Origin of the sequence: Roseovarius azorensis (genome assembly GCF_900109455.1) — a bacterium.
Taxonomy (GTDB): domain Bacteria; phylum Pseudomonadota; class Alphaproteobacteria; order Rhodobacterales; family Rhodobacteraceae; genus Roseovarius; species Roseovarius azorensis.
Window position 1 is genome coordinate 225,075 of record NZ_FOAG01000004.1, and the last position, 22,156, is coordinate 247,230.

General features: G+C 61.8%; 18 protein-coding genes and 1 tRNA gene. 9 read left to right on the forward strand and 10 right to left on the reverse strand.

What is annotated here, in order from left to right:
- Window positions 1–57: 57 nt before the first annotated feature.
- The gene (locus BSG08_RS08275) at window positions 58–1,269 is read right to left on the reverse strand and encodes a bifunctional alpha/beta hydrolase/OsmC family protein (RefSeq protein ID WP_093034943.1); all 1,212 of its coding nucleotides are present in this window, start codon (window positions 1,267–1,269) and stop codon (window positions 58–60) included.
- 427 nt (window positions 1,270–1,696) lie between these two features.
- On the opposite strand from BSG08_RS08275, the gene BSG08_RS08280 reads away from it, so the two are divergent.
- Window positions 1,697–1,909 carry a hypothetical protein gene (locus BSG08_RS08280; protein ID WP_093034944.1) on the forward strand — a complete coding sequence of 71 codons (213 nt, stop codon included), beginning with the start codon at window positions 1,697–1,699 and terminating at the stop codon, window positions 1,907–1,909.
- Here the strand turns inward: BSG08_RS08280 and dddP are convergent.
- The gene (gene dddP, locus BSG08_RS08285) at window positions 1,906–3,249 is read right to left on the reverse strand and encodes a dimethylsulfonioproprionate lyase DddP (RefSeq protein ID WP_093034947.1); all 1,344 of its coding nucleotides are present in this window, start codon (window positions 3,247–3,249) and stop codon (window positions 1,906–1,908) included. The genes BSG08_RS08280 and dddP overlap by 4 nt on opposite strands.
- A gap of 262 nt (window positions 3,250–3,511) precedes the next feature.
- Window positions 3,512–4,570: a uroporphyrinogen decarboxylase gene (gene hemE / locus BSG08_RS08290; protein WP_093034950.1), complete on the reverse strand. Its 1,059-nt coding sequence runs from the start codon at window positions 4,568–4,570 to the stop codon at window positions 3,512–3,514.
- A gap of 94 nt (window positions 4,571–4,664) precedes the next feature.
- Between hemE and hemC the strand changes: the two genes are divergently transcribed.
- Window positions 4,665–5,612: a hydroxymethylbilane synthase gene (hemC, locus tag BSG08_RS08295; protein WP_093034953.1), complete on the forward strand. Its 948-nt coding sequence runs from the start codon at window positions 4,665–4,667 to the stop codon at window positions 5,610–5,612.
- 1 nt (window position 5,613) lies between these two features.
- Here the strand turns inward: hemC and BSG08_RS08300 are convergent, their stop codons facing one another.
- Window positions 5,614–7,041 carry an FAD-binding oxidoreductase gene (locus BSG08_RS08300; protein ID WP_093034955.1) on the reverse strand — a complete coding sequence of 476 codons (1,428 nt, stop codon included), beginning with the start codon at window positions 7,039–7,041 and terminating at the stop codon, window positions 5,614–5,616.
- A 104-nt stretch (window positions 7,042–7,145) separates the two neighbouring features.
- On the opposite strand from BSG08_RS08300, the gene BSG08_RS08305 reads away from it, so the two are divergent.
- Window positions 7,146–7,222 (forward strand) — tRNA-Met (locus BSG08_RS08305).
- Window positions 7,223–7,444: 222 nt separating this feature from the next.
- On the opposite strand, the gene BSG08_RS08310 is transcribed toward BSG08_RS08305, so the two are convergent.
- The 3 genes from BSG08_RS08310 to BSG08_RS08320 all read right to left on the reverse strand — a co-directional run bounded on the left by BSG08_RS08310 (window position 7,445) and on the right by BSG08_RS08320 (window position 11,444).
- Window positions 7,445–9,400: an ABC transporter permease gene (locus BSG08_RS08310; protein ID WP_093034958.1), complete on the reverse strand. Its 1,956-nt coding sequence runs from the start codon at window positions 9,398–9,400 to the stop codon at window positions 7,445–7,447.
- Entirely contained in the window at window positions 9,397–10,428 is a 1,032-nt protein-coding gene (locus tag BSG08_RS08315) for a quaternary amine ABC transporter ATP-binding protein (RefSeq protein WP_093034961.1), read from the reverse strand. Before BSG08_RS08315 ends, BSG08_RS08310 begins: the two co-directional genes overlap by 4 nt.
- Window positions 10,429–10,502: 74 nt before the next feature.
- The gene (locus tag BSG08_RS08320) at window positions 10,503–11,444 is read right to left on the reverse strand and encodes an ABC transporter substrate-binding protein (RefSeq protein ID WP_093034964.1); all 942 of its coding nucleotides are present in this window, start codon (window positions 11,442–11,444) and stop codon (window positions 10,503–10,505) included.
- Between the two features lie 155 nt (window positions 11,445–11,599).
- Between BSG08_RS08320 and BSG08_RS08325 the strand changes: the two genes are divergently transcribed.
- On the forward strand, window positions 11,600–12,304 hold the full coding sequence (locus tag BSG08_RS08325) for a winged helix-turn-helix domain-containing protein (RefSeq protein ID WP_093034967.1): 705 nt from the start codon (window positions 11,600–11,602) through the stop codon (window positions 12,302–12,304).
- On the opposite strand, the gene BSG08_RS08330 is transcribed toward BSG08_RS08325, so the two are convergent.
- A complete protein-coding gene (locus BSG08_RS08330) occupies window positions 12,277–15,204 on the reverse strand; it encodes an ATP-binding protein (RefSeq protein ID WP_093034970.1) in 2,928 nt (975 codons plus the stop codon). The two genes, BSG08_RS08325 and BSG08_RS08330, sit on opposite strands and share 28 nt — an antisense overlap.
- A gap of 83 nt (window positions 15,205–15,287) precedes the next feature.
- On the opposite strand from BSG08_RS08330, the gene torT reads away from it, so the two are divergent.
- Window positions 15,288–16,331, forward strand: a complete 1,044-nt coding sequence (gene torT / locus BSG08_RS08335; RefSeq protein WP_093034973.1) for a TMAO reductase system periplasmic protein TorT — start codon at window positions 15,288–15,290, stop codon at window positions 16,329–16,331.
- Between the two features lie 156 nt (window positions 16,332–16,487).
- Here the strand turns inward: torT and BSG08_RS08340 are convergent, their stop codons facing one another.
- The gene (locus BSG08_RS08340) at window positions 16,488–17,465 is read right to left on the reverse strand and encodes a LytTR family DNA-binding domain-containing protein (protein ID WP_139274547.1); all 978 of its coding nucleotides are present in this window, start codon (window positions 17,463–17,465) and stop codon (window positions 16,488–16,490) included.
- 436 nt (window positions 17,466–17,901) lie between these two features.
- Between BSG08_RS08340 and BSG08_RS08345 the strand changes: the two genes are divergently transcribed.
- The 3 genes from BSG08_RS08345 to BSG08_RS19805 all read left to right on the forward strand — a co-directional run bounded on the left by BSG08_RS08345 (window position 17,902) and on the right by BSG08_RS19805 (window position 20,103).
- A complete protein-coding gene (locus tag BSG08_RS08345) occupies window positions 17,902–19,395 on the forward strand; it encodes a Hint domain-containing protein (protein ID WP_175544729.1) in 1,494 nt (497 codons plus the stop codon).
- Entirely contained in the window at window positions 19,389–19,850 is a 462-nt protein-coding gene (locus tag BSG08_RS08350) for an ABC transporter permease (protein ID WP_093034982.1), read from the forward strand. The genes BSG08_RS08345 and BSG08_RS08350 overlap by 7 nt, the downstream gene beginning before the upstream one ends.
- Window positions 19,851–19,968: 118 nt before the next feature.
- Window positions 19,969–20,103, forward strand: a complete 135-nt coding sequence (locus tag BSG08_RS19805) for a hypothetical protein (protein WP_281248265.1) — start codon at window positions 19,969–19,971, stop codon at window positions 20,101–20,103.
- A 64-nt stretch (window positions 20,104–20,167) separates the two neighbouring features.
- Here BSG08_RS19805 and BSG08_RS08355 read toward each other — a convergent pair whose 3' ends face one another.
- Window positions 20,168–21,043 carry a LysR family transcriptional regulator gene (locus tag BSG08_RS08355; protein ID WP_093034985.1) on the reverse strand — a complete coding sequence of 292 codons (876 nt, stop codon included), beginning with the start codon at window positions 21,041–21,043 and terminating at the stop codon, window positions 20,168–20,170.
- A 100-nt stretch (window positions 21,044–21,143) separates the two neighbouring features.
- Between BSG08_RS08355 and BSG08_RS08360 the strand changes: the two genes are divergently transcribed.
- Window positions 21,144–22,145 carry an Ldh family oxidoreductase gene (locus BSG08_RS08360; protein WP_175544730.1) on the forward strand — a complete coding sequence of 334 codons (1,002 nt, stop codon included), beginning with the start codon at window positions 21,144–21,146 and terminating at the stop codon, window positions 22,143–22,145.
- Window positions 22,146–22,156 lie beyond the last annotated feature (11 nt).

Here is a 22,156-nt window from a genome sequence, read left to right on the forward strand (position 1 = left end):
AACCGCGATCGGGGGTCAGCCCCAGACCGCCGGGGTATTTTCGCCGGGAAAACCCCGTCACCCCTCTTTCGTCTCGATCACCGAAGTGCGCTCCAGCGTCCGGTGCACCGGGCACTTGTCGGCAATTTCCATCAGCTTCAGGCGCTGTTCCGCGGTCAGATTCCCCTGCAGCCGGATCACCCGCGTGAACTTGTCCGCCTTGGCCTCGCTGCGGCTGTCGGCATCCTGCGCATGCACCTTGTCATGGCAGACATCGACGCTCACATGCGCCAGCCGCCAACCCTTGCGCCGCGCATACATCCGGATCGTCATCGAGGTGCAGGCCCCCAGACCCGCCGCCAGAAACCCGTAGGGCGACATGCCCAGATCCGTGCCGCCATAAGCCAGCGGCTCATCGGCCAGCACATGATGCCGGGGGCCGGAATTGACATCCTGCAGGAATCCGTTGCAGTCGGCCTCGCTCACCCGCACCACCCCCTCGGGCGCGCCGGGCGGCGGCACCGGCGGCGTCAGCTTCAGATAGCGCGTGGCCCAGGCGGCAATGACCTGCGCCGCATATTCGGCATCCTGCGGGCCGGTGATCAGGTGATCGGCGTCATCGAGCGTGACAAAGCTCTTGGGATGCTTCGCCGCCCTGAAGATCGCGGCCGCATTGTCGATCCCCACCGTGGCGTCGCGCGGCGCATGCAGCACCAGCAACGCCTTGTGCAGCGCGCCGATCTTCGGTCCGAGGTTCTCGGCCTTCACATCCTCGACAAACTCCCTGCCGATCCGTATCGACCGCCCGCCCAGGTAAACCTCCGCCACGCCTTCCGCGTCGATCGCCTCCAGCGCATCCGTGAAATTATGCGTCACATGCCCCGGATCGAACGGCGCGCCGATCGTGACCACCGCGCGCGCGCTCCCGATCTGCCCGGCGGCGGCCAGCACCGCCGCCCCGCCCAGGCTGTGCCCGATCAGCAGCCCCGGCGCCATGCCCCGCCCGGACAGCGCCTCGGACGCCAGCACCAGATCGCGGATGTTCGAGCTAAAGGAGGTATTCTCGAATTCGCCCCCCGAATGCCCCAGCCCGGTGAAATCGAACCGCAACACCGCGATCCCCGCCCCCGCCAGCCGCGCCGCGATCCGGCGCGCCGCCGGGATGTCCTTGGAACAGGTAAAGCAATGCGCGAAAAGCGCGGTCGCCAGCACCGGCCCCTCGGGCAGATCAAGCCGCGCCACCAGCGTATCCCCGGCATGGCCGGTGAAGGTCAGACGTTCGGTCGGCATGGGTCCTCCTTGGCAGATCAGCGCCTACTCTAGGGTCACCCGCCGCCACCTGCCAGCCTATGCACGGCATCGTCACGCGAAGGTGAGGTTGCGACAGAATTGCGTAAAACCCCGGAGACTCACCGCCCCCGTCACAGGCCGCACCCATCCTTCGCTGACCGGATCGCGCCATGCTGTGCCGGATCAGGACGGGGTGACGGCATGCCGATGCAGATCGGGGCGCGCGGGGATGTGCGCCGCATTGCGATTGTGACCTCCCGCGGGATGCTCCTTGGCAGCATAGCGCTGCGCGACCTCTTGCTGCCGCCCGGCGGCGGAATGACCCAAATCATCAGGATACGTGATGTTGTACATGATATAAATTCGTTTCAGGAATATACATATCGGGCCTACATCTGGACTCCGAGACCACAAAGAGAACCGGACCATGCCCCACGATATCAGCCTGCGCACCCACAAAGCGCCCCGAAAACCGGCACTCGCGCCGATTGCCGCGATCCTCCTTGCCGCGACGGTCATCGCCGTGACCGCCCCCGCGAACGCCCCGGACCCCGCCGACAACGCCAGCGCCCCGCTAATCGAGGACTGGCACGGCAATGTCATGCGTTCGCATTGGGAAAACGGGGCAAATGCCCGCTAACCCGCCCCCATCAGCGCCGCGTCGAACGGATAGCGCGTCAGGTTCTCATACCCATCCTCGGTGATGAGAACCTGATCCTCCAGCTTGATCGAGAAATCGCCGCCGACTTCGCCCACCAGCGCTTCGACGCACAGCACCATTCCCGGCTCCAGCGCATAGTCGAACGCGCCCGCCACCGCCTTGTCGGGATAGGCCACCAGCGGCCACTCGTCGCACAGCCCCACGCCATGCATCATGCAGCCGTATTTCTGTGCCTGATACCTGTCGTCCAGCCGGTGACAGCCCGCGATCAGCTCGGGAATCGTCACACCCGGTTTCAGCATCTCCATGTTCGCCATGATATGCTCGTGCGCGTGGCGCATCGCCGCCACCATATCGGCGCGCGGGCGCGCATCGCCGATCCACCATGTCCGGCTGATATCGACGCAGATGCCATAGCTGCCGATCAGGTCGGTATCGAAGGCCACGATCTCGTTATTCTGCACGATCCGCGGCCCGCATTCCTGAAACCACGGATTGCTGCGCGGTCCCGACGCCAATAGCCGCGTCTCGATCCACTCGCCGCCGCGCCGGATGTTGCCGGCATGCAACTCTGCCCAGATGTCATCCTCGCTCACCCCACCCCCCGGCACCGCCGCGCGCGTGAACCGCTCCATCTCCGCCACCGCCGCCTCGCAGGCATGGCTGGCACAGCGCATCGCCCGGATCTCGTCCGGCCCCTTGACGGCACGGGTCTTTTCCGTGACCTCCTCACCCTCCATGATGTCCAACCCCTGCGCCTCCAGCGCGCGCAGCCCGTGCAGCATCACCTTGTCCACCGCCAGCCGCCGGTTGCCGGGCGCATGTTCCGCCAGCAATCCCGCCACATCGCGGGCAAAGACATCGGCGGCCACATCCACCTTGTCGCCCCGGTCGAAATAGAACAGATCCGCCCCCGACCGCGCTTCGCGCACCAGCGGGTTGAACGACGACAGGAACGGCGAATTCTTGTAGTCCCAGATCACCATGTAGCCGTCCGCACACAGCAGCACGGCGCGAAACGGGTTATGCGTGTTCCACAGCTGCATGTTGGTGCTGTCGGTCGCATAGCGGATATTCAGCGGGTCGAACATCAACAGCCCCGCATAATCCCGCGCCACCACCGCCGCCGTCAGCCGCTCCCAGCGGAACCGCCGCATCACCTGCAGATCCGGCAATTCCAGCCCCGCCGCCGCCCATTCGGCATAGGCCATCTGCGTCGGCCCGATCTCGATCCGGTCGGCATCGTTTGGCGTATTGTCGCCCAGACGATCCCCGCGCGTCGGATCGATCTTGCGGGTGTCGCGGTAATGTCGGTTCATCGGCACATCCTCCGACACCCAGACTGTGACCCCGCCCTGCCCTTGGCGCGCTCAGCCGCGACATCGCGCCCTGTCGCTTTTGGCGCTCTGGCTTTTGACGGCGTTCAATCTTTTTCGCATGCTCGATCCTTTCAACCCGACATGCGATCACCCTGCCCGGCAAAGGTTAAGATCGGGTTGCCGTGCGTTGAAAAATCGCATGCGCACGCCATACCCAAGCCCTGCGTATATAACCCGCATACGCGATGAACAGGCTGCACACTCAGGTGCCGCGCACCGTCTCTCGCACCGTCTCTCGCACCGTGTCGATCATCAGCTGCACATTCGCAGGATCCGCATCCGGCGTGATCCCATGCCCCAGGTTGAAAATATGCGGGCCATCGCGAAACGCCTCGACAATCGCCCGCGTCTCGCGCACCAGCGCCTCGCCCCCCGTAACCATATGAGAAGACTTGAGATTTCCTTGCACGCAACCGTCTTTCTGGACATGTTCGGCGGCCCATTCCGCACTCACCGAATCATCCACCGCGACACAGTCCGCACCGGTTTTTTCATGGAATCCCATGTAGTTATCGCCCGCCTCGCGCGGAAAGGCGATGACCGGAATCTCCGGATGCCGCGCCTTCAACTCGGAAATGATCCGCCGCGCGGGCGCGACCGCGTAATTCTCGAAATCTTCACCTTTGAGGGATCCGGCCCAGCTGTCGAACAGCTTGGCCACCTCCGCCCCCGCCTCGATCTGCGCCGAGAGATATTCGATCGTACCGTCGGTCAGCCGCGCGATGATCCCTTCGAAAACCTCCTTGTTTTCAGCCTTCAGCGCATGTGCCGGTCCCTGATCCGGGGTGCCGCGCCCGGCGATCATGTAGGTCGCCACAGTCCAGGGCGCACCCGCGAATCCGATCAGCGTCACGTCCTTGGGCAAGGCCCCGGCCAGATTGCGCACGGTCTGGTAAATCGGACTTAACGTTTCATGAATCTCGCTGACGGGTTTCAGCCGCTCCAGCCCCGCCCGATCCGTGATCGTCGACAGCCGCGGCCCCTCGCCGGTCACGAACCACAGATCCGCGCCCAGGGCCTGCGGCAAAAGCAGGATATCGGCAAAGAGGATCGCTGCGTCAAACCCGTAGCGCCGTATCGGTTGCAGTGTCACTTCAGTTGCCAAGTCACTGTTATAACACAGAGAAAGGAAATCCCCCGCTTCTTCCCGCGTGGCCCTGTATTCCGGCAGATAGCGCCCCGCCTGCCGCATCATCCACACGGGCGGCGTCGGCAGCACCTCGCCTGCGAGGGCTCTCAGAATGGTCTTTTGCGCGGGCATGGCATCCTCCGTTTTGCCTGTGGTCGCCTCGGGGAACCACGATGTCAAGCGCCCGACGCTTGCCACGTCCCCTTGTCGCGTCTAAACCTCTGACATGACATCTGATTTACCCACCCCGTCCCGCCCGTTCAGGATCGGCACCCGCGGCTCGCCCCTCGCTCTCGCGCAGGCGCACGAGACCCGCGCCCGGCTCGGGGCCGCCTTTGATTTGCCCGACGAAGCCTTTGAAATCGTTGTCATAAAGACAACCGGCGATCAGATCATCGACCGCCCGCTGAAAGAGATCGGCGGCAAGGGCCTCTTCACCCGCGAGATCGAACAGGCGCTTTTGACCGGCGAGATCGACATCGCCGTCCACTCGATGAAGGACATGCCGGTCCTGCAACCCAAGGGCCTTCTGCTCGACACCTACCTGCCCCGCGAGGATGTGCGCGATGCGTTTGTGTCGCCTTCCGCAGGCTCGCTCGCCGACCTGCCCACCGGGGCCATGGTCGGCACCTCCTCGCTGCGGCGCAAGGCGCAAGTCTTGGTCGCCTATCCTCATCTCGAGGTGGTCGAATTTCGCGGTAACGTCCAGACAAGATTGAAGAAACTGGCGGACGGCGTGGCCGCCTGCACCTTCCTCGCCATGGCCGGACTGAACCGCCTGGGCCGCGCGGACGTGGCCACGGCGGCGATCGACCCGGCGGTGATGCTGCCCGCCGTCGCCCAAGGCGCCATCGGCATCGAGCGCCGTGCCGACGACAGCCGCGCCGCCGATATGCTGGCGACAATTCACCATGCCGAGACCGGCCAACGCCTTGCCGCGGAACGATCTTTTCTGGCAACCCTCGACGGATCCTGCGAAACGCCCATCGCCGGGCTGGCAGAATTGAACGGCAACACCCTGCGCCTGCGCGGAGAAATCCTGCGCCCCGACGGCAGCGAAAGCCTGAGCGACGACCAGTCCGCCCCTGTCGAGGACGGCCCGGAACTCGGCCGTGCCATGGCGGCAAAACTGCTCGCACAGGCGGGCGAGGGATTTTTTGACTGGCGCAGTTAACTCATTGATCTGGGATCATCTTTCCAGGATTCATGATCCCGTTCGGATCAAGCGCCGCCTTGATCGCCCGCATCACCTCCAGCGCCACAGGATCCTTGTGCGTCGCCATCGCGGACAGCTTCGACAGCCCGATCCCATGCTCGGCCGAAAAACTGCCGCCCAGTGCGATCGCCTCCCGTTCGATCGCCTGCTGCACCGCCCGGCAGAGTGCCGGATCATCCCGCGACGGCCAGCCCACATAATGCAGGTTGCCATCCCCCAGATGCGCCACGCCGGTATTTTCAATTTTCGGATCAATGGCTTGGGTCACAACCTCGATCCGCGCGATCAGCTTTTCCATGCAGTCGGTCGCCACCGCGATGTCGTTCTCGATCACCGGCCTTCGCAGCCGCAGGATCTGCGCCGAGGCCTCGCGCCGCGCCCATATCTCGGCCCGCTGTGCCTCGCTCTGCGCCACGACGGCATCCAGCACCAAACCTTCGTCATATAGCCCGCCCAACACCTCTTCGAGATGCGCCGCAACCGGGACCTGACCGGCCGGATCCGGCGTCACATCGCGCGGAGCGCGAGCACCCAGCTCTACCAGGATATTGATATCATGCGCATTTTCAAACGGAGGACGCATGTCCGGAAACCGTTTCAGCAAGATCGCCACAAAACTGCGCGGCATGTATTCGAACGCCTCAACCGCGCCGCCCGTCTCGTCCTGCAACCGGTTCAGCAGCCGCAGCGCGCCACCGACCGAGGACACCGCCACCATCGCCGTGGCATAGGCGCGCGGCCTTGGAAAAAGCTTGAGAACCGCCGCCGTGATGATCCCCAGCGTTCCCTCTGCCCCAATCATCAGATGCCGCAGATCATAGCCCGAGTTGTCCTTGTGCAGAGCGCTCATCAGGTTCATCACCTCGCCCGTCGGCGTCACCACCTCCAGCCCCAGGCACAGGTCGCGCGTATTGCCATAGCGCAACACATTCGCGCCCCCTGCATTGGTCGACAGCACACCACCCACCATCGCCGACCCCCTCGCGCCGAAACTGAGCGGAAAGATCAGATCATGTCGCGCCGCCGCCTCGTGCAGTGCGGCCACGATCACTCCGGCCTCGACAATCGCCACCCGGGCCTCCGGCCTGATCTCGCGGATGGCGGACATCCGGTCCAGCGACAGCATCAGCGCCCCTTCGGCAACCGTGCCCTTGACGAGATTGGTGTTGCCCGAGACCGGCACGACAGGCAGGCGGCGCCGGTTCGCCAGCCGAACAACCGCCGCAACCTCGGCGCTATTGGCGGGCCGCACCACCGCCAGCGGCCGCCATGCAACCGTGCCCGCCCAGTCACGCGACCAGCGGGCAGTATCGGAACCGGCAGCCACATGGTCAGACCCTATGATGCGTCCGATTTCTTCGATGAGAACGGGATCCTGATGCGCCATGGGCCTGATCATGTGACAAACCGACCCCGGCCACAAGACAGCATTACCCCGGCCACTTTCTCCCTTGACGCACGGCCCGGGGTGGCATACCTACCCCTCGGTCTGGCGGAGTAGCTCAGTTGGTTAGAGCAGCGGAATCATAATCCGCGTGTCGGGGGTTCAAGTCCCTCCTCCGCTACCAATCTTTTCAGACATTTAGACGACAGATGCCCGGACGCTTTTCCGCAGTCTGGAGATTTTGTTCCTTTTTCATGCGCATCCGGCCTCCAACTCGCCGCTTTGCCTGTATTTCAATGCCCACCGGCATAGTGCGCATCAAGGATGGCAATGACCTGTTCCGGGTTGTGATCGCTGCACAATCGGGCTGTGCCTGCGCCCACTAAAGGAGGATAGCTCCCGAGCGTCATAGCCCAAGAGCGCGGCGGCGACTATCGGCCATGCGATTGATCAGGTGATCCACCATCAAGCCGATGAAGGCCACGGCGAAACCCAGGACCAATCCCTTGCCCACATCGGTAGAACTGAGCGCACGCTGCATTTCCTGCCCCAGATCCTGTGTCCCGATAAAGGCCGCGATGATCACCATGAAAAGTGAGAACATCAGCGATTGATTCAGTCCGACCATGATCGTGGGAAAAGCCAGCGGCAGGCGCACATGGCGCAGGCTCTGGCCACGGGTGGCGCCGGACATGTCCGCCGCCTCTATCATAGACTCGGGGACGCTGCGCAGACCCTCTATGGTGTAACGAATCAGCGGCACCGCCGCAAAGAGCACCACGGCCCCAACCACCGCCACATCGTTGACACCAAAGAGCATGATCACCGGAATAAGGTAGATAAAGCTGGGAAAGGTCTGCAGACTGTCACACAGCAGCAGGACACGCTTGGCACGCTTTTCATGGCGAGATGCCCATATCCCCAGCGGAAAGCCAAAGCTGGCCGCGACCGCGACCGCCACTAGAACCGTATAGACCGTGATCATCGCCCGATCCCACCAGCCTGAGATCGCAACATAGCCAAAGAAGCCCAGACAGATCAACGCCGAGCGCCAGCCTCCCACGGCATAACCCGCCCCCGCCAGCGCCACCAGAACCGCCGTATAGGGCAGCCACAGCAGGGCATCGCGCACCGGAATAAGCACCCAAGTGATCAGGAACCAGCGCAGCCATTGGGTCACCGGATCAATCATGACGATCACCCAGGACATGGCCGCATCAAGCGGATTCGCCACCGACAGCGACTGCCCCCGCCCAACCTCGGCAAGAAACGGAACCTCTGCAGACAGGGCAAACCCCGCCATCGTCAATCCGACCCATGTCAGCAACACCCGATGCCGCGCTGCCCATCCTGTCCCCGACTCGTGATGCACGGGCTGGCGCTCTGCCCAAGCCTTTGAGCAACGATCCAGCGCCACCGCCAGCAGGACAATCGTTATGCCGATCTCGATGGATCGACCGATCTTGAGCGCCTGCAACAGTTGCAAGAGCTTCTGCCCCAGCCCCGGCATGCCGATGAAGCTGGCCAGAACAACCATCGCCAGACATTGCATGATCACCTGATTGACACCGACCAGAATATCTGTGCGCGCAGAGGGGATACGCACTCGCGTCATCAACTGCCAGCTCGTACTGCCGCACATCTTGCCGCTCTCGACAACCTCGGGCGGGACCTTGCGTAAACCCAGCAGGGTCATGCGGATCATCGGCGGTACCGAAAAGATGATGGTGACGATCGCTCCTGCCTTTGGCCCCACCCCGATGAACACCACCACCGGGATCATATAGGCGAAATGCGGCAAGGATTGCGCAATGTTCAGAATCGGGTTCAGCACCGCTTCGAACCTGCGCCAGCGCCACGCGGCCACACCCGTCAGGAGTCCCAGCAACACGGAAAAAGGCGCGGCCACCACGATCACCGACAGGGTTTCCATGGCCCATTTCCATTGCCCCATGAGCGCGATCCAGACAAAGGTGCCCCCCGCCAGAACAGCCAGACGCACACCGCCCAGCCAATAGCCCAGACAGGCGGCACTCAGTGCCGTCACTATCCATGGCAGGGGCCCGATCCGCGGCCACCGGTTTTTGCCATATAGAATATTTGCAGTCACATCGAGCAGCCACTCGATGCCGTCAGCAAAGGCGCGGGTGACATGGATCAGCCCCAGATCGTCACGCAACCATATGAAAAACGCATTGATCCAGTCCGCCAGCGGCAGGATCAGCATCTCCGCAGGGCGCATCAGCCCATCCGGCAATATCGGTCGCGCAATGATCAGCACGACTGCCAGCGCGAACAACGCCCACGCCGGGCCGAGCGCCAGTTTCGCAACCGGTCGGGAAGGCTGGGCGCTTTCGTTCATGCGTGCCCTCCAAGCAGAATATCCAGCGCCTCCTGCCGGTTCAGACCGCCTGTTATCCGGCCGGCCTCATCGGCCACCGGCAGAACCTCGCGGGCGTCATTGACCAGTAATCGTGCAAGGGCACGGATCGTGCTCTTGCCCGGCACCGGCTGTCCCCTGAGGGGAACGCCATTTATCGGTCGCGCCAGTCCGGCAGCATGCACCACGCGGGCCTTCTCGATGTCTTCGGTGAACTTGCGCACATACTCGGTCGCAGGTTTCAAAACGATGCGATCGGGCGTGTCGCATTGCTCGACCGCACCGTCTTTCATGATGGCAATACGATCCGACAGCCGCAGCGCCTCGTCAAAATCATGGGTGATGAAAACGATGGTCTTGCCCAGCAGCCCTTGCAGCCGCAGAAATTCATCCTGCATCTCACGCCGGATCAGCGGATCAAGCGCGGAAAACGGCTCGTCCAGAAACCAGATGTCCGGTTCGATGGCCAGCGACCGGGCGATGCCCACGCGCTGCTGCTGACCACCGGACAATTCACGCGGAAAATAGTCCTCGCGCCCTCCCAGCCCCACCAGTTCGATGACCTCTAACGCGCGCTTGCGGCGGGTCGTGCGATCCTGCCCACGCATTTCCAGCGGAAAGGCCACGTTTTCCAGCACCGTGCGATGCGGCAGCAATCCAAAGCTCTGAAACACCATGCCCATCTTGTTGCGGCGCAGGTCAATCAACTGTTTCTCAGAGAGCGCACCGATGTCCTGTCCCTCGACCGACACGGTGCCGCCGGTGATCTCGATCAGGCGCGACAGGCAGCGCACCAGCGTGGATTTGCCCGAACCCGAGAGGCCCATGATCACCAGCATCTCTCCCCGCGCGATATCGAGCGAGACATCGCGCACTGCCGAGATATAGCCCGCCTGACGAATGGTCTCGAATCCCGGATCGCCTTTGAGAACCTTCAAATAGGTCTCAGGCGACGGCCCGAAGAGTTTCCAGACATTCCGGCATGAGATCACGGGTTCAGACACTGGCACGCGACACCCCCCTTTCTTGAATGGCAAAACCTCACCCGTGGCGGGCCACGGGTGAGGCGGGCTTCAGGTCAGGATCAGTTGACCCAAGGTTCCCAGACGTCTCGGTTCTCGTCGAGCCATTGGGTTGCGGCCTCTTCCGGCTCCATCTCGTCGATGTCTACCAGCTTGGCCATTTCCGCGATCTGCGGGTTGGTAAAGCTGATCTTGGTCAGGGTCTCATAGGCGTCGGGCCATTTGTCCTTCATGCCATCCCAGGCGGCCTTTTTCAGATAACCATTGGCAGGATTGCCGCAATCATAGGTCTTGTCGGGATTGGGACCGACCGAGGGATCGGTGTCACAACCCTCGACCCACTCCGGAAATTCCACGAATTCCCCCGGCCAGACGGCCTCGGCGAAATTGGGCGTCCAATTGAACAGGACAATCGGCTTCTTGGTCTTTTCAGCTGCGCCCAGTTCTGCCCAAAGAGCGGCAGCAGAGCCTGCGTTCACCACCTTGAAATTCATACCAAGCCCGTCAACCCGCTCCTGATCATGCTTGAGCCAGTCTACCGGACCACCCAGGAAACGACCGGCCTCGCCCGTTTCGGGGGTGGCAAAAGCGGCGGCGCAGGCATTCAGCGCCTCCCAATCCGGCAGACCGGGACAGGCCTCCTTGGTCCACATCGGATACCACCAATCCTCACGGGTAACCGCGTTGTGATCGCCCGCATCATGCAACCCGCCCTTTTCCAGCGCTGCACGGAAGGATGCGCCAAACGCTCCTTCCCAGACTTCCAGCTCGAGCGTTACATCACCCAGCCGGACGGATTCATAGACCGACTGACTGTCGGTCGAGACATATTCCACGCTGTTGTCCATGGATTCAAAAATCTGGCCAACCACATGGCTCATCACGATCTGGCTGGACCAGTTATGCGTGGGAATGATGATCGGATCTTCCGAATCCGCCAAGGCGCCTGTAGCGGCCATCGCAAGAGCCGCGACACCGGCAACCATTCGCAAACCTGCAGTCATTTTGAAAACTCCCTGTGTTGAGTAAGCCCGCCCGTTTTCGGGCTTTGGTAAGAGAACTCTATGCCCAGGATGTGAACACGTCAGACGGGCGGCGTAAACGAACTGGACTTAACTGTAAAAAAATATTAACAGGGGGAAACTGCGTGGAGAGCTCGATGGCAGCAAGGCCTCCTCATATCCTTATCATCGAGGACGAACCGGTGACCCGCACCACACTTGCGGAATACCTAAGCTCGCATGGCTATACAGTGACAGCTTTCGAAAGCGCCGAGTCGGCAGAGCCGATGCTGGCCAGCGATCAGGCAGACCTGCTGCTGGTCGATATCACCCTTGATGGCAAGGACGGCCTGCAAATCACCCGCGAACAACGCGCGCGCTCCGACATAGGCATCATCCTGACCACCAGTCTCAGCGATGACGTGGACCGGATCGTCGGGCTGGAACTGGGGGCAGATGACTATGTCTGCAAACCCTTCAACAGGCGTGAACTCTTGGCCCGGATCAAGAACCTCTTGCGGCGCACCGAGATGCACCGCCGTTTCTCGCGTCAGCACGTCCGTTTTCACGGGTTTTCCTTTGCCATGGCCACGCGGCAGTTGACCGCGTCAGATGGCGCGAGTATTCGCCTGACCCGCGCCGAATTCGAGCTGCTGGCCGAATTGCTGCGGCACCCGGGTGAAGTCCTGAGCCGCGAGCGCCTGATGAGCGCCGTGACCCACCGCCAACAACATCCCGATACCCGCACCGTTGACGTGATCATCCGTCGTCTGCGCACCAAGCTCGAAGAGGATCCGGCCGTGCCACGCATCATCACCACCGCCCATGGCGAAGGTTATGTGTTTACCGCCACCCTGGACTGAGGCACGCTGTCCAGATCGATGATCGCGCGCCTAAGCGCGCTGCGCGCCTTACCTATTTCAGCGGGCAACTGCTCAACCGCCTCGCTCACGCGATCCATATCTCCCATATGGGCGGCCCCTTCGATCTCTTTCAGACAGGCGGTGAGTCCGGGCAGGCAGAAATTACCCGCAGCCCCCTTCATGCGATGCGCCACCTTGACCACAGATCCGACAGCGCGTTCCGCGACAGCCTCAGTCAGACATGACGCCTCGTCCTCCAGCCCTGCCAGATAGAGGCGCACCGCCTCCACGGTCTGTTCACTCCCTAGGTCCGACAGCACGGCACTCAGCACATCGCCGTCCCCTGCGGCAGGCCAGGATAGCGACCGTGGCGACAGAAACACCCCACGCCGCTGCCCGTCCACCACCTGATCCAGGGCCGCGACCAGCCGTTCGGGCGAGACCGGTTTGGCCACGAAGCAATCCATCCCGGCGTTCAATTGCTCCTCAACTTGATCGTCCTCCACATGCGCCGAGATACCGATGACAGGCAAGGTCCCGCCAACCGGCATGTCCCGAATGCGGCGGGTCGCCTCGGTTCCCGAAAGTCCCGGCAGGTTGACGTCCATCAACACCAGATCGAACCGCTCGCTCCCCAACATCTCCAGCGCTTCCTCGGCGCTGCCCACGCAAACGGCCGTGTGCCCCATCCGCTCCAGATAGCTGCGCGCGACCAGTTGGTTGACCTTGTGATCCTCGACGATCAGCGCATGCAGCGCCCGCGCGCCCTTGACTGGCGTCCAGTCCGGCACGCGATCCGTCAGTGTCGCGGCATCAGCAAGATCAAAATCTGCGCTGAGCGTGAAGACCGATCCGACATTCGGCGTGCTTTCCAAACTCAGCGCACCACCGATCACCTCGGCGAACTTGCGACAGATCGCAAGCCCGAGGCCGGTGCCCCCATAGCGGCGGGCGGTCAGACCGTCTTCCTGTTCAAAAGCTTCGAAAATTCGTTGCCGGGCATGGGCAGAGATGCCCTTGCCGGTATCGCTCACCTCAATGATCAGGGTCACACGGCCAGGGCCAGCAAGGCGACAGCGTAACCGCAGCACCACTTCGCCTTCCTCGGTGAACTTGACCGCATTCGAGACGAGGTTGAACAGGATCTGCCGCAACTTGACCATATCGCCATTCACGGCGGCGGGCACATCCGCCGGCAGATCCAGCCATAGCACGATGCCCTTTTCCCGGGCACCCGGTTCCAGCAGCGTGACAATCACCTGCATGACCTCCGCAACCGAAAAGATGACCCGTTCCTCATGAGTGCCACTCAGCTCAGCTTTGGAATAGTTCAAAATGTCGTTCAGGATCGTCAGCAGGCTTTCGCCCGACGCACGCGCGGCGCGCACCTGTTCCAGTTGCGCCTCCGACAAGCCGTCCATCGACAGGTTGCGCAGCATCCCCAGAACCCCGTTCATCGGCGTGCGAATCTCATGGCTCATCATCGCGAGAAACTCCGATTTGGCCCGATCCGCCGCCTCTGCCTTTTGACGGGCAACCGTATGGGCCTCGACTTCACCGCGCAATTGCTCGGTCTTCTCTGCCACAAGCTCTTCCAGGGCAGTACGGTGCCGATACAACTCCTCCTCGTTGCGGCGACGCGCTTCTTCCAGATTTCGGTTGGCGATGGCCTGACGGCGAAACACTTCGACCGCGCGCTCCATGCCTGCAATCTCGTCATTGCCACGAGGAGCCACACGCATATCAAGCTGCCCCGCTGCAAGTCGGGTCATCATGTCGGACAGGTTGTCCAACCGGCGCGAAATGTTGCCTCGCACGTAGAACCACAGCACGCCAAGCGAAAGCAAAAGTGCCAGCCCGGCCGCGCCAGCACTGCGCAACCGTGTTGCGCGGATGACCTCCATTGACGTGGTTCCGGCAAGGAGTGCGTCCGCCTGAACCCGCTCAGCCAGAGCAGTCACGGCGTCATGCAGCCGCGCGGCCGACACCCGCAGCGCCGCTTGCTGGCTGTCTATCTCCCGCTCCAGCTTCAAGATGCCCTCGGTAAGCCCAAGCAGCCCGCCCGACCCCGAGCCATCGCTCAGTGGCAGGATGATCGCAAGCAGCACCTGCGCCTGCGCCGCGCGCCCGGGATCACGGATCGCCGCAACCCGGCGCGCGACGATCTCTGCCCGGTCTTCCAGGTTGGCCCGGATCAACGGCAGTTCGGCTTCATTCCGCAGCGTCGCGATGCGGTTGAACAGCAGGCCCATTTCCGCCGTCCGCGACCGCAGCTCGAACATCAGCCCCAGTTGGAACAGATCGACCTCGATCAGCTTGTCGAGCGTAGTTAGCCGAGACGAGGTGCCCGGCGAGCCGGGTTCATATTCATAAAGGTTCGAGATCACCGCTGCGGTCCCCATCTCCGCATTGGCCACCAGCGTATCCGCCATGCTCAAGAGTTCGGAAGTCGCCCCAAGGGCCTTGTCCAGACCCTCATCCCGGGCCTGAACCAGCGAGATGCGCTGCTTCACCAGCCGGTCCAGTTCTGCAATGCCCTCTTTCATCTGGGCCACCGCGCCGGTCAGATCGTCCCCGGTACCGCCATGTTCCCTCTGAAACTGCACCAGATGATCCGACAGCGCCGCAACCCGTTCACTCAGATACGCCGCGCGATCGCGCCGCTCGGCCTCGTCATCCACCGCGGCCATCTCCGGTGCCACGGTAACGATTGAAGAGCTTTCCTCGGTAAAACGCCGCATATCCGTCAGGACCGGGATGGATTTCTCATAAAGCTGCTGCTGCGCGCGGGTCACGTCGCGCAACTCGAACCAGCCGAAAAATCCCGCAAGGGCAGGCAGACCGGCGATCACAAGAAACGCCGCCAGAAGCCTCGCACCCAATCCGATCCTGGTTCTCATCTGGCAAAGCCACGAAATGCCATGTTTCTTGCACTCCTTTCCTGGCAGCTTATAGTAATTTCCTCGACAGGAGTGTACTTTTCATGCAAAGAATAATCGCCTGTATTCTGTCACTTCTGCCCCTGCCGCTCTGGGCGGAGAGTTGGCCTCTTGAAACCCATGCGACACCGTTCGACTATGACAGCCCGGCGCTGTCGTTGGATTACACCCCGTTGGACCAGGCCGCAAAACCTTGGATCATCTGCGTTTCCTATCCTCATCTCAAGGACGCTTATTGGTTATCGGTCAATTACGGCATGGTCGAAGAGGCAGAGCGCCTTGGTGTGGGCTTTCGTCTGGTCGAGGCAGGCGGTTATCCCAACCTCGACCGCCAGATCGAACAGATCCGGGACTGCGTGGCGCAGGGGGCCGATGCGCTGATTGTTGGCACGGTCTCGTTTGACGGGCTGACCCCCACCATTCTGGAGTTGTCACAGACAGTGCCGGTGATCGCGGCGGTCAATGACATCGCCGATTCAGGCATCGCGGCCAAGGCAGGTGTGTCCTGGTATGAAATGGGGGCGACGGCAGGCCGCTTCATCGCCGCGCGACATCCCCCCGGCAGCGCCCCCGTGCAACTCGCATGGTTCCCTGGGCCAAAAGGCGCGGGCTGGGTCTCGTTCGTGGAGGCCGGGTTTAGAGATGCCATCGCGGATAGCGCGGCCATGATCGCCCTCACCAAATACGGCGATACCGGACGCGAGATTCAGGTGTCGCTGGTGGAAGAAACGCTCGATAGCGGCATCCATATCGACTATCTCGTCGGCAGCGCTCCCACGGCAGAGGTCGCCGTGTCGATCCTGCGGGCGCGGGGATTGCAGGATCAGATCAGCATAGTCTCTGATTACATGAGCCATGCCGTCTTTCGCGGAATCCGGCGAGGGCGAATTCTGGCGGCGCCCACCGATTTTCCGATAACTCAGGGCAGGTTGGCCATCGAGATGGCTGTGCGTGCGATCGAGGGCACGCTGACGATCCGCCATGCCGGACCCAGGATCCGATTGGTTGTCTCGGATACGGTCGACAGCACCGATCTTGTCGGCACTCTGGCACCCGCCAGCTTCATCCCGGTGTTCGAGGTGGAATGACCCCGGCTTGCCAACCCGAGACTCGGGCAGGGCGGATCATATCGCAGTAACAAGACCGGGTCAGTTTCAGTTGACATTCAACCGCCCGACGCTTGCCACAGTGGAGGGCCAGGACGACCAGGCGGCTCGGCCTGCGCGTGAAAACGGAGGGCGCAATCAGGCGCGAGCCTGCCGCCAGTTCCCGTATCTCGCTCGAAACGTCTTGGCGCGGGTGCGCGCAACGGGGATGACCTCTCCGTTGCGCAGGGTCAGTTCCATGCTGCCATCTCGTCTGGCTTGAACCTGAGTGATGAAATCGAACGATATCCAATAGGATTTATGCACCTGCATGCCCGGCAGATCCGTAAGGTTGTCGACGAGATTGCCAAATCTTTCGCGCGCATGCAGCCGCTGATCCCGATAGTGGACAAAAACGTAATGCTCGTCCGCCTTGACCAGACCCACCTCATGCGACGGAATTGCCTCTCCGCCAATAAGCAACAATGGCGTGGGGCGTTGCGGCCTGTTCGCGGCTGGCTCGGGTCCGATGGTTCGGGTCTGAGTGTGGCACTGGTGCTGGCTGATGGCCTTGATCCGTGGCAGGACCGCAGCAGCATAAAGAACTTCGAAACCGAGATGGATCACATAACCGGTCAGGAGCACCCGCAGGATGGTGTAGGTCGACGCTATGCTCAGGCCGTGCATCTCTCTGAAATACCAGATCCCGAACACCTCGTTCACGATCATGGCAGTGAGGGTACAGGCCGGCATGAAAACCGTGAAACTGCGACCGGTTCGGCAGGCCACAAGCGTGAAGAACAGCATGATCGAGAAGATGCTGATCAGAAACACCAGCCCGTGCGCAATATTCGCAACGAAAAGCTGAAATGGCTTCAGATCAAATCCATATGAATAGGCTGATGCTGTACGGACGACATTCGCTGCGAAGAAGAAGATGAATATCGCGTAGGGTTCTGCGAACAGCGACAAGAGCGTTCGCCTGCAGATCACGATCGAGCCGCCGTTCGGAAAATACAGCTTTATCGCACTCTGGCTTGCCATCGGGATTTGCCTGTCGAGATGTTGATCGGTGTATGTCCGGATTCCGGCATCATTGGCCCGGCATGGAGCGTTCTTAAAGGATACGCCCGTCAAGCAGGTCTCAAAAATCGTAGCAATTTCCTCACGAATCCGTGAGGCACCGCCAGACGACGGTTCACGTGATTCCCTAATCAATCATCAACAAACGCTACCGCTCACGAAAACAACCGGTTGAATCGCCTCCATTGATGACGAAAGCCACATGCAATCCAACCTGACACCGCAGCACGCGACTCCCGGGGTATGAAAACCCGCCTGCGCCCATAGCTTTCAGTCTGGGTAGGGGCGCTAACGGGTTTTGCCTGTTACCTGTTCCGGATTTCACCCCGGTCGCGAGACCAAATTTCCGGTGGTGACGAGCATCTTCCCAGACGTGAAGAACCGTGAGGGACGAGTAGTAGAGATGATAAGCACTACCTGGTTATTTCTGGGAAGGTTTCCTCCCCTGCGCGCGACAGACGCCGCTGCATTAGACAGGCTGACCGATCAGATGTTCGCCTGCCCGTCCTATGTGGCACTCGCAGGCCACGCGGATGACGCCGGATTCGCCACAAGCTATGCCAGAATAGGTCCGGCGGCGACCCTAGGCTACCTGCGCGAAGGAATACTCTATGGCGGGGTGACGCTGGATTTCGCGGTCAGCGGGGAGCTGGTCGTCGAATTCACCGATGGCGAGCGGCAGGCTCTGGGCGATGGCTCTCTGGTGCAACTGACCAATGGCGATCTGTTTTTCGCGCCTCCATCCGGGGCATTCGCGCAAGGCGCCGCCCTTCGTGATACCGCAGGTCGGGCCAGGGAAATCATCATGGCGGAACTTGCCAGGGTGGGCGAGGTCCTTGATCGGGTCGATCCCGGACTGGATGCCGCTGAAGCTTCCGGAAGGATGTCCCTGCCGCAGCAAGCGGTCACAACCCGGCCTGTCGAGGACGCGTACCATAAAAAGAACGCAGCGGACAGTCGGAGGCCGACTGTTGTCGCCCGAGTTGATGAGTCCGGCGGCGAAACCGTCTTTGAGGCCCACGACGATGACTCCCTCTACGGCGGCGCAGGTGTGGGTGCATTCATATCCGTCAGGGGCCACGCGGTCACAGGCCCCGGCGCGCATCCGGGATGGTTCGACGATGGCGGTCCGCACGACTACGATTTCGTCCATCTGTCGGGAACCTACAATCAGGAAAAATACCAGAGGGCTGTATCTCTTGGCCTGATTGATCCCGCGGAGATCCGTAACCCGCTTGAGTGGCTGAGGTCGGACCACGAGCAGGACGGCATCCTGAACACCCCGATCACCGACCGGGAGTCGACCACCACACCAAACTGGCATGCCAGCGACACGTTATCCGCGTCCTCCATGCCCAAACATAACACAGAGGATGTGCTTTGTTTCTCGCGCGGCACGCATATCGCGACGGCGCAAGGCGAGGTGCCTGTTGAGGATCTGATCGTGGGAGATCGCGTGATCACCCGCGACCGGGGATATCAGCGTATACTGTGGATAGGCTCGGCCACTCATCGGGCACTTGGTACGGTTGCTCCGGTCCTGATCCGTCGCGGAGCGCTGGACAACCAGCGCGATCTGCTGGTTTCGCCCGACCATAAGGTGTTGCTGGTGGGGCCTGCCGCCGAGCTTGTGACCGGCGAGAACGAAGTATTGGTACCAGCCAGATTTCTGGTGGACGGCCACGACGTCATTCAGCGCAGTGGCGGCGTGGTCGAATATTTCCACATTCTCTTCGAGAATCACGAGTTGATCCTTTCCGAAGGCTGCTGGACCGAGAGTTTTCATCCCGGAAACATGAACTGGAGTATGCTGCGCGAAAGCACCCGGACAGAGATGTTCAAGTTCTTTCCCGACCTTGCGCGACAACTCGAGACGCAGCATGTCACCTCCGCCCGCCGGGTGCTGGACTGCAAGGAGGCGCATGTTGTGCTGCATGCGATGCAAGGCGCGGCATATGCCAACGTGCAGAGGCTGCCATGCTGACCCGCATGAAACCTGTTCTGGTGCGCAAAGCGGAACCCTTCCCGACAAGTGCCGATTTCGCAAGAACGACGACACCGGAGTCCGACATGACGCAGATCTACGATTACAGTACGACTGCCCGCAAAAAGGAGGCGGCGCATTTCACCGAAAGCCGGTCAGAATTTGCTGATGACGCCTGGCGGGTTCTGGAAAGGCAAAGGAATGACCAGCACGCGTCAGTGATCTTCGACGATCTTCTTGACGAGACACATAAAGAGCAGGAGATCGACACGCACCAGCCTCTCGCGTTAGCGGCACTTCTCGTGGGATGCAGTCTGGGACTTGTCGTTGCGGTTCTGGCAACGGTGCTCGGGGCGGAAATCTGGACTGTTCTCGGGCTTTATCTGGGTGTGTCAGTTGGTGGGCTTCTTGCGTTTCTGGCAGCGGTTCTGGTGATTCACGCCTTGCGCCGGTAGGAGGACGGACTAGGCAATCCGGTGGCGGATTGTGGATATACACCTCTCTTGACATGCCAGAACCGTCTGTTTCTTCAGCCCTTGATTGCAGATCCGGGCTGAGTTCCCGGCAATCATATTGATTGCCATTTCAATGGCGATGCAGGATTTCCATGCGATCTCGGGGGCCGCGCTGTTTTTCATGACCCTGACTATCGTGCTGTTCCGGCGCAAGACACACGCCGTGTCGGGGCGCACCGCCCGCAGATCATAAACGAACCTGCCGCGCTGACATCCCGCATGTGACCGGCCCCGACCATATCCCATGACATTCAGGATCAGCGGATATCTCTAGTCCCCCTGACGATCCGGTCCAGAAACGCGCCGCAGACCGGTGTCGGAGTGCGACTCTGGCGCAGGATCACGCCAACCTCGCGCTGGGCCGTCGGATCGGCAATCGGCAGGGCCCGCAGATCCGGACCAAGCGATACCGTCGCCAGCCGTGGCAACAGCGTCAGCCCCGCTCCGGCCCGCACCAGCGCCAGCAGCGAGATGACGTTGCGGGCACTCAACGCCGGCGATTTCACCAGCGCACGATACTCCGCTGCACCGATCGTGCTGGCGGCTTCGTTGCTGATGATCCGTTGCCCCCCCAGATCGTCCCACGTCACCGGTTCCGTCCTGTCCGCCAGCGCATGATCCGCCCGGCACACAAGACGGAACGGATCCCGGAAAAGCGGCGTGAACGTCAGGCCCGATCCCGAATCCGGGGGCCCCGCAATTCCCAGTTCAACCGTACCCCCCGCAACAAGGGCATGCACACTGCTGCTGTCGGTATCGACAAGTTCGATCGTCACGCCCGGTCTCTCGGTCAGGAAATCCGCCAGCAATCCCGGCAACAACTCTGCCGCGACCGACGGGACAGAGGCCAGTTGCAGTCGCCCCTGCCGCCCGGTGGCGGCAGCCTCGATCCGGTCGAGCGCGCGGTCATGGTCGCGAAGCAATTCGGTCGCGATCGTATGCATCTCTGCGCCCAACGCCGTAAGCGTGCTCTTGCGGTCCGTCTCGAACAGCCGCGCGCCCAGTTGTTCCTCAAGCTGCTTCAACGTCATCGAGATGGCCGAGGGCGTGCGAAACAGGCGCTCCGCCGCATCGCGGATATTACCGCAATCGGCGACATTGACAAAGACACGGAGGGCTTCGGTACGGATCATGCACAGGTATACTTCAGGCAAACTGAAATTTAATCAAGTTATTTTCGATTGATTTAACTTATCGGTCACCACACTCTCGCTGTGAACAGGGATGACTGCGATGGGCACCGGAATCTTGACCCTCGATGAGATCGAACAACTGGCCCGCGACAGGCTGCGCAGGGCGGGCGCATCCGAACGTCAGGCAACCGCCGTCGCCCGATCCATGCGATTGGCAGAACGCGACGGCATCGTCAGCCACGGATTGATGTATCTGCCTGTCTACACAGACCATCTGCGTTGCGGCAAGGTGCTGGGCAACGCCGTGCCCGTGGTCACGCGCCGACGTGCGGGCGCCGTCCGGGTGGATGCAGCACATGGCTTTGCCCATGCCGCGATTGATGCGGGCTGGGCGGAGTTCACCGATGCCGTGCGCAAACAGGGCGTAGCGGCAATGGCACTGCATAACTCCTATAATTGCGGGGTGCTGGGCCATCATGCCGAACGTCTGGCCGAGGCGGGGTTGGTCGGGCTTTGCTTTACCCATGCTCCCGCGTCAATCGCGCCAGTCGGCGGCAAGATCCCGGTCATCGGCACCAACCCCTTTGCCCTCGCCGTGCCAGATGGCAGGAGCAGCGCCCTGTTGGTAATCGACCAGTCCGCGAGCGTGATCGCCAAGTCCGAAATTCTGCTGCGTGCGCGAGAGGGCAAAGCAATCGAGCCGAACTGGGCACTGGGTGCCGACGGTCAGCCCACCACCGATGCCAAGGCGGCGCTCGCGGGTTCGATGCTGCCAGCGGGCGGGCAAAAGGGGTTTGGCGTTGGCCTCATGGCCGAGATTTTTGCCGCGGCACTCGCCGGGGCCAATCTCAGTACCGAGGCAAGCCCGTTTTCCGGCAGCGATGGAGGCCCTCCCGGCACCGGGCAATTCTTCGTCGGCTTCGACCCGCAGGCGTTTTCCGGTGACGGTTTCGGCGCCGCCATGTCGCGTCTGGCGTGCAGTATCACCGATCAGGACGGTGCACGCCTGCCCGGCGCGCGGCGTGCACTCAACCGCGCCCGGACAGAAACCGGGGGCGTCCGGGTTGACCAGACCTTGCTGGACAGGATCAAGGCAGCCTGAGCGCCGCCACG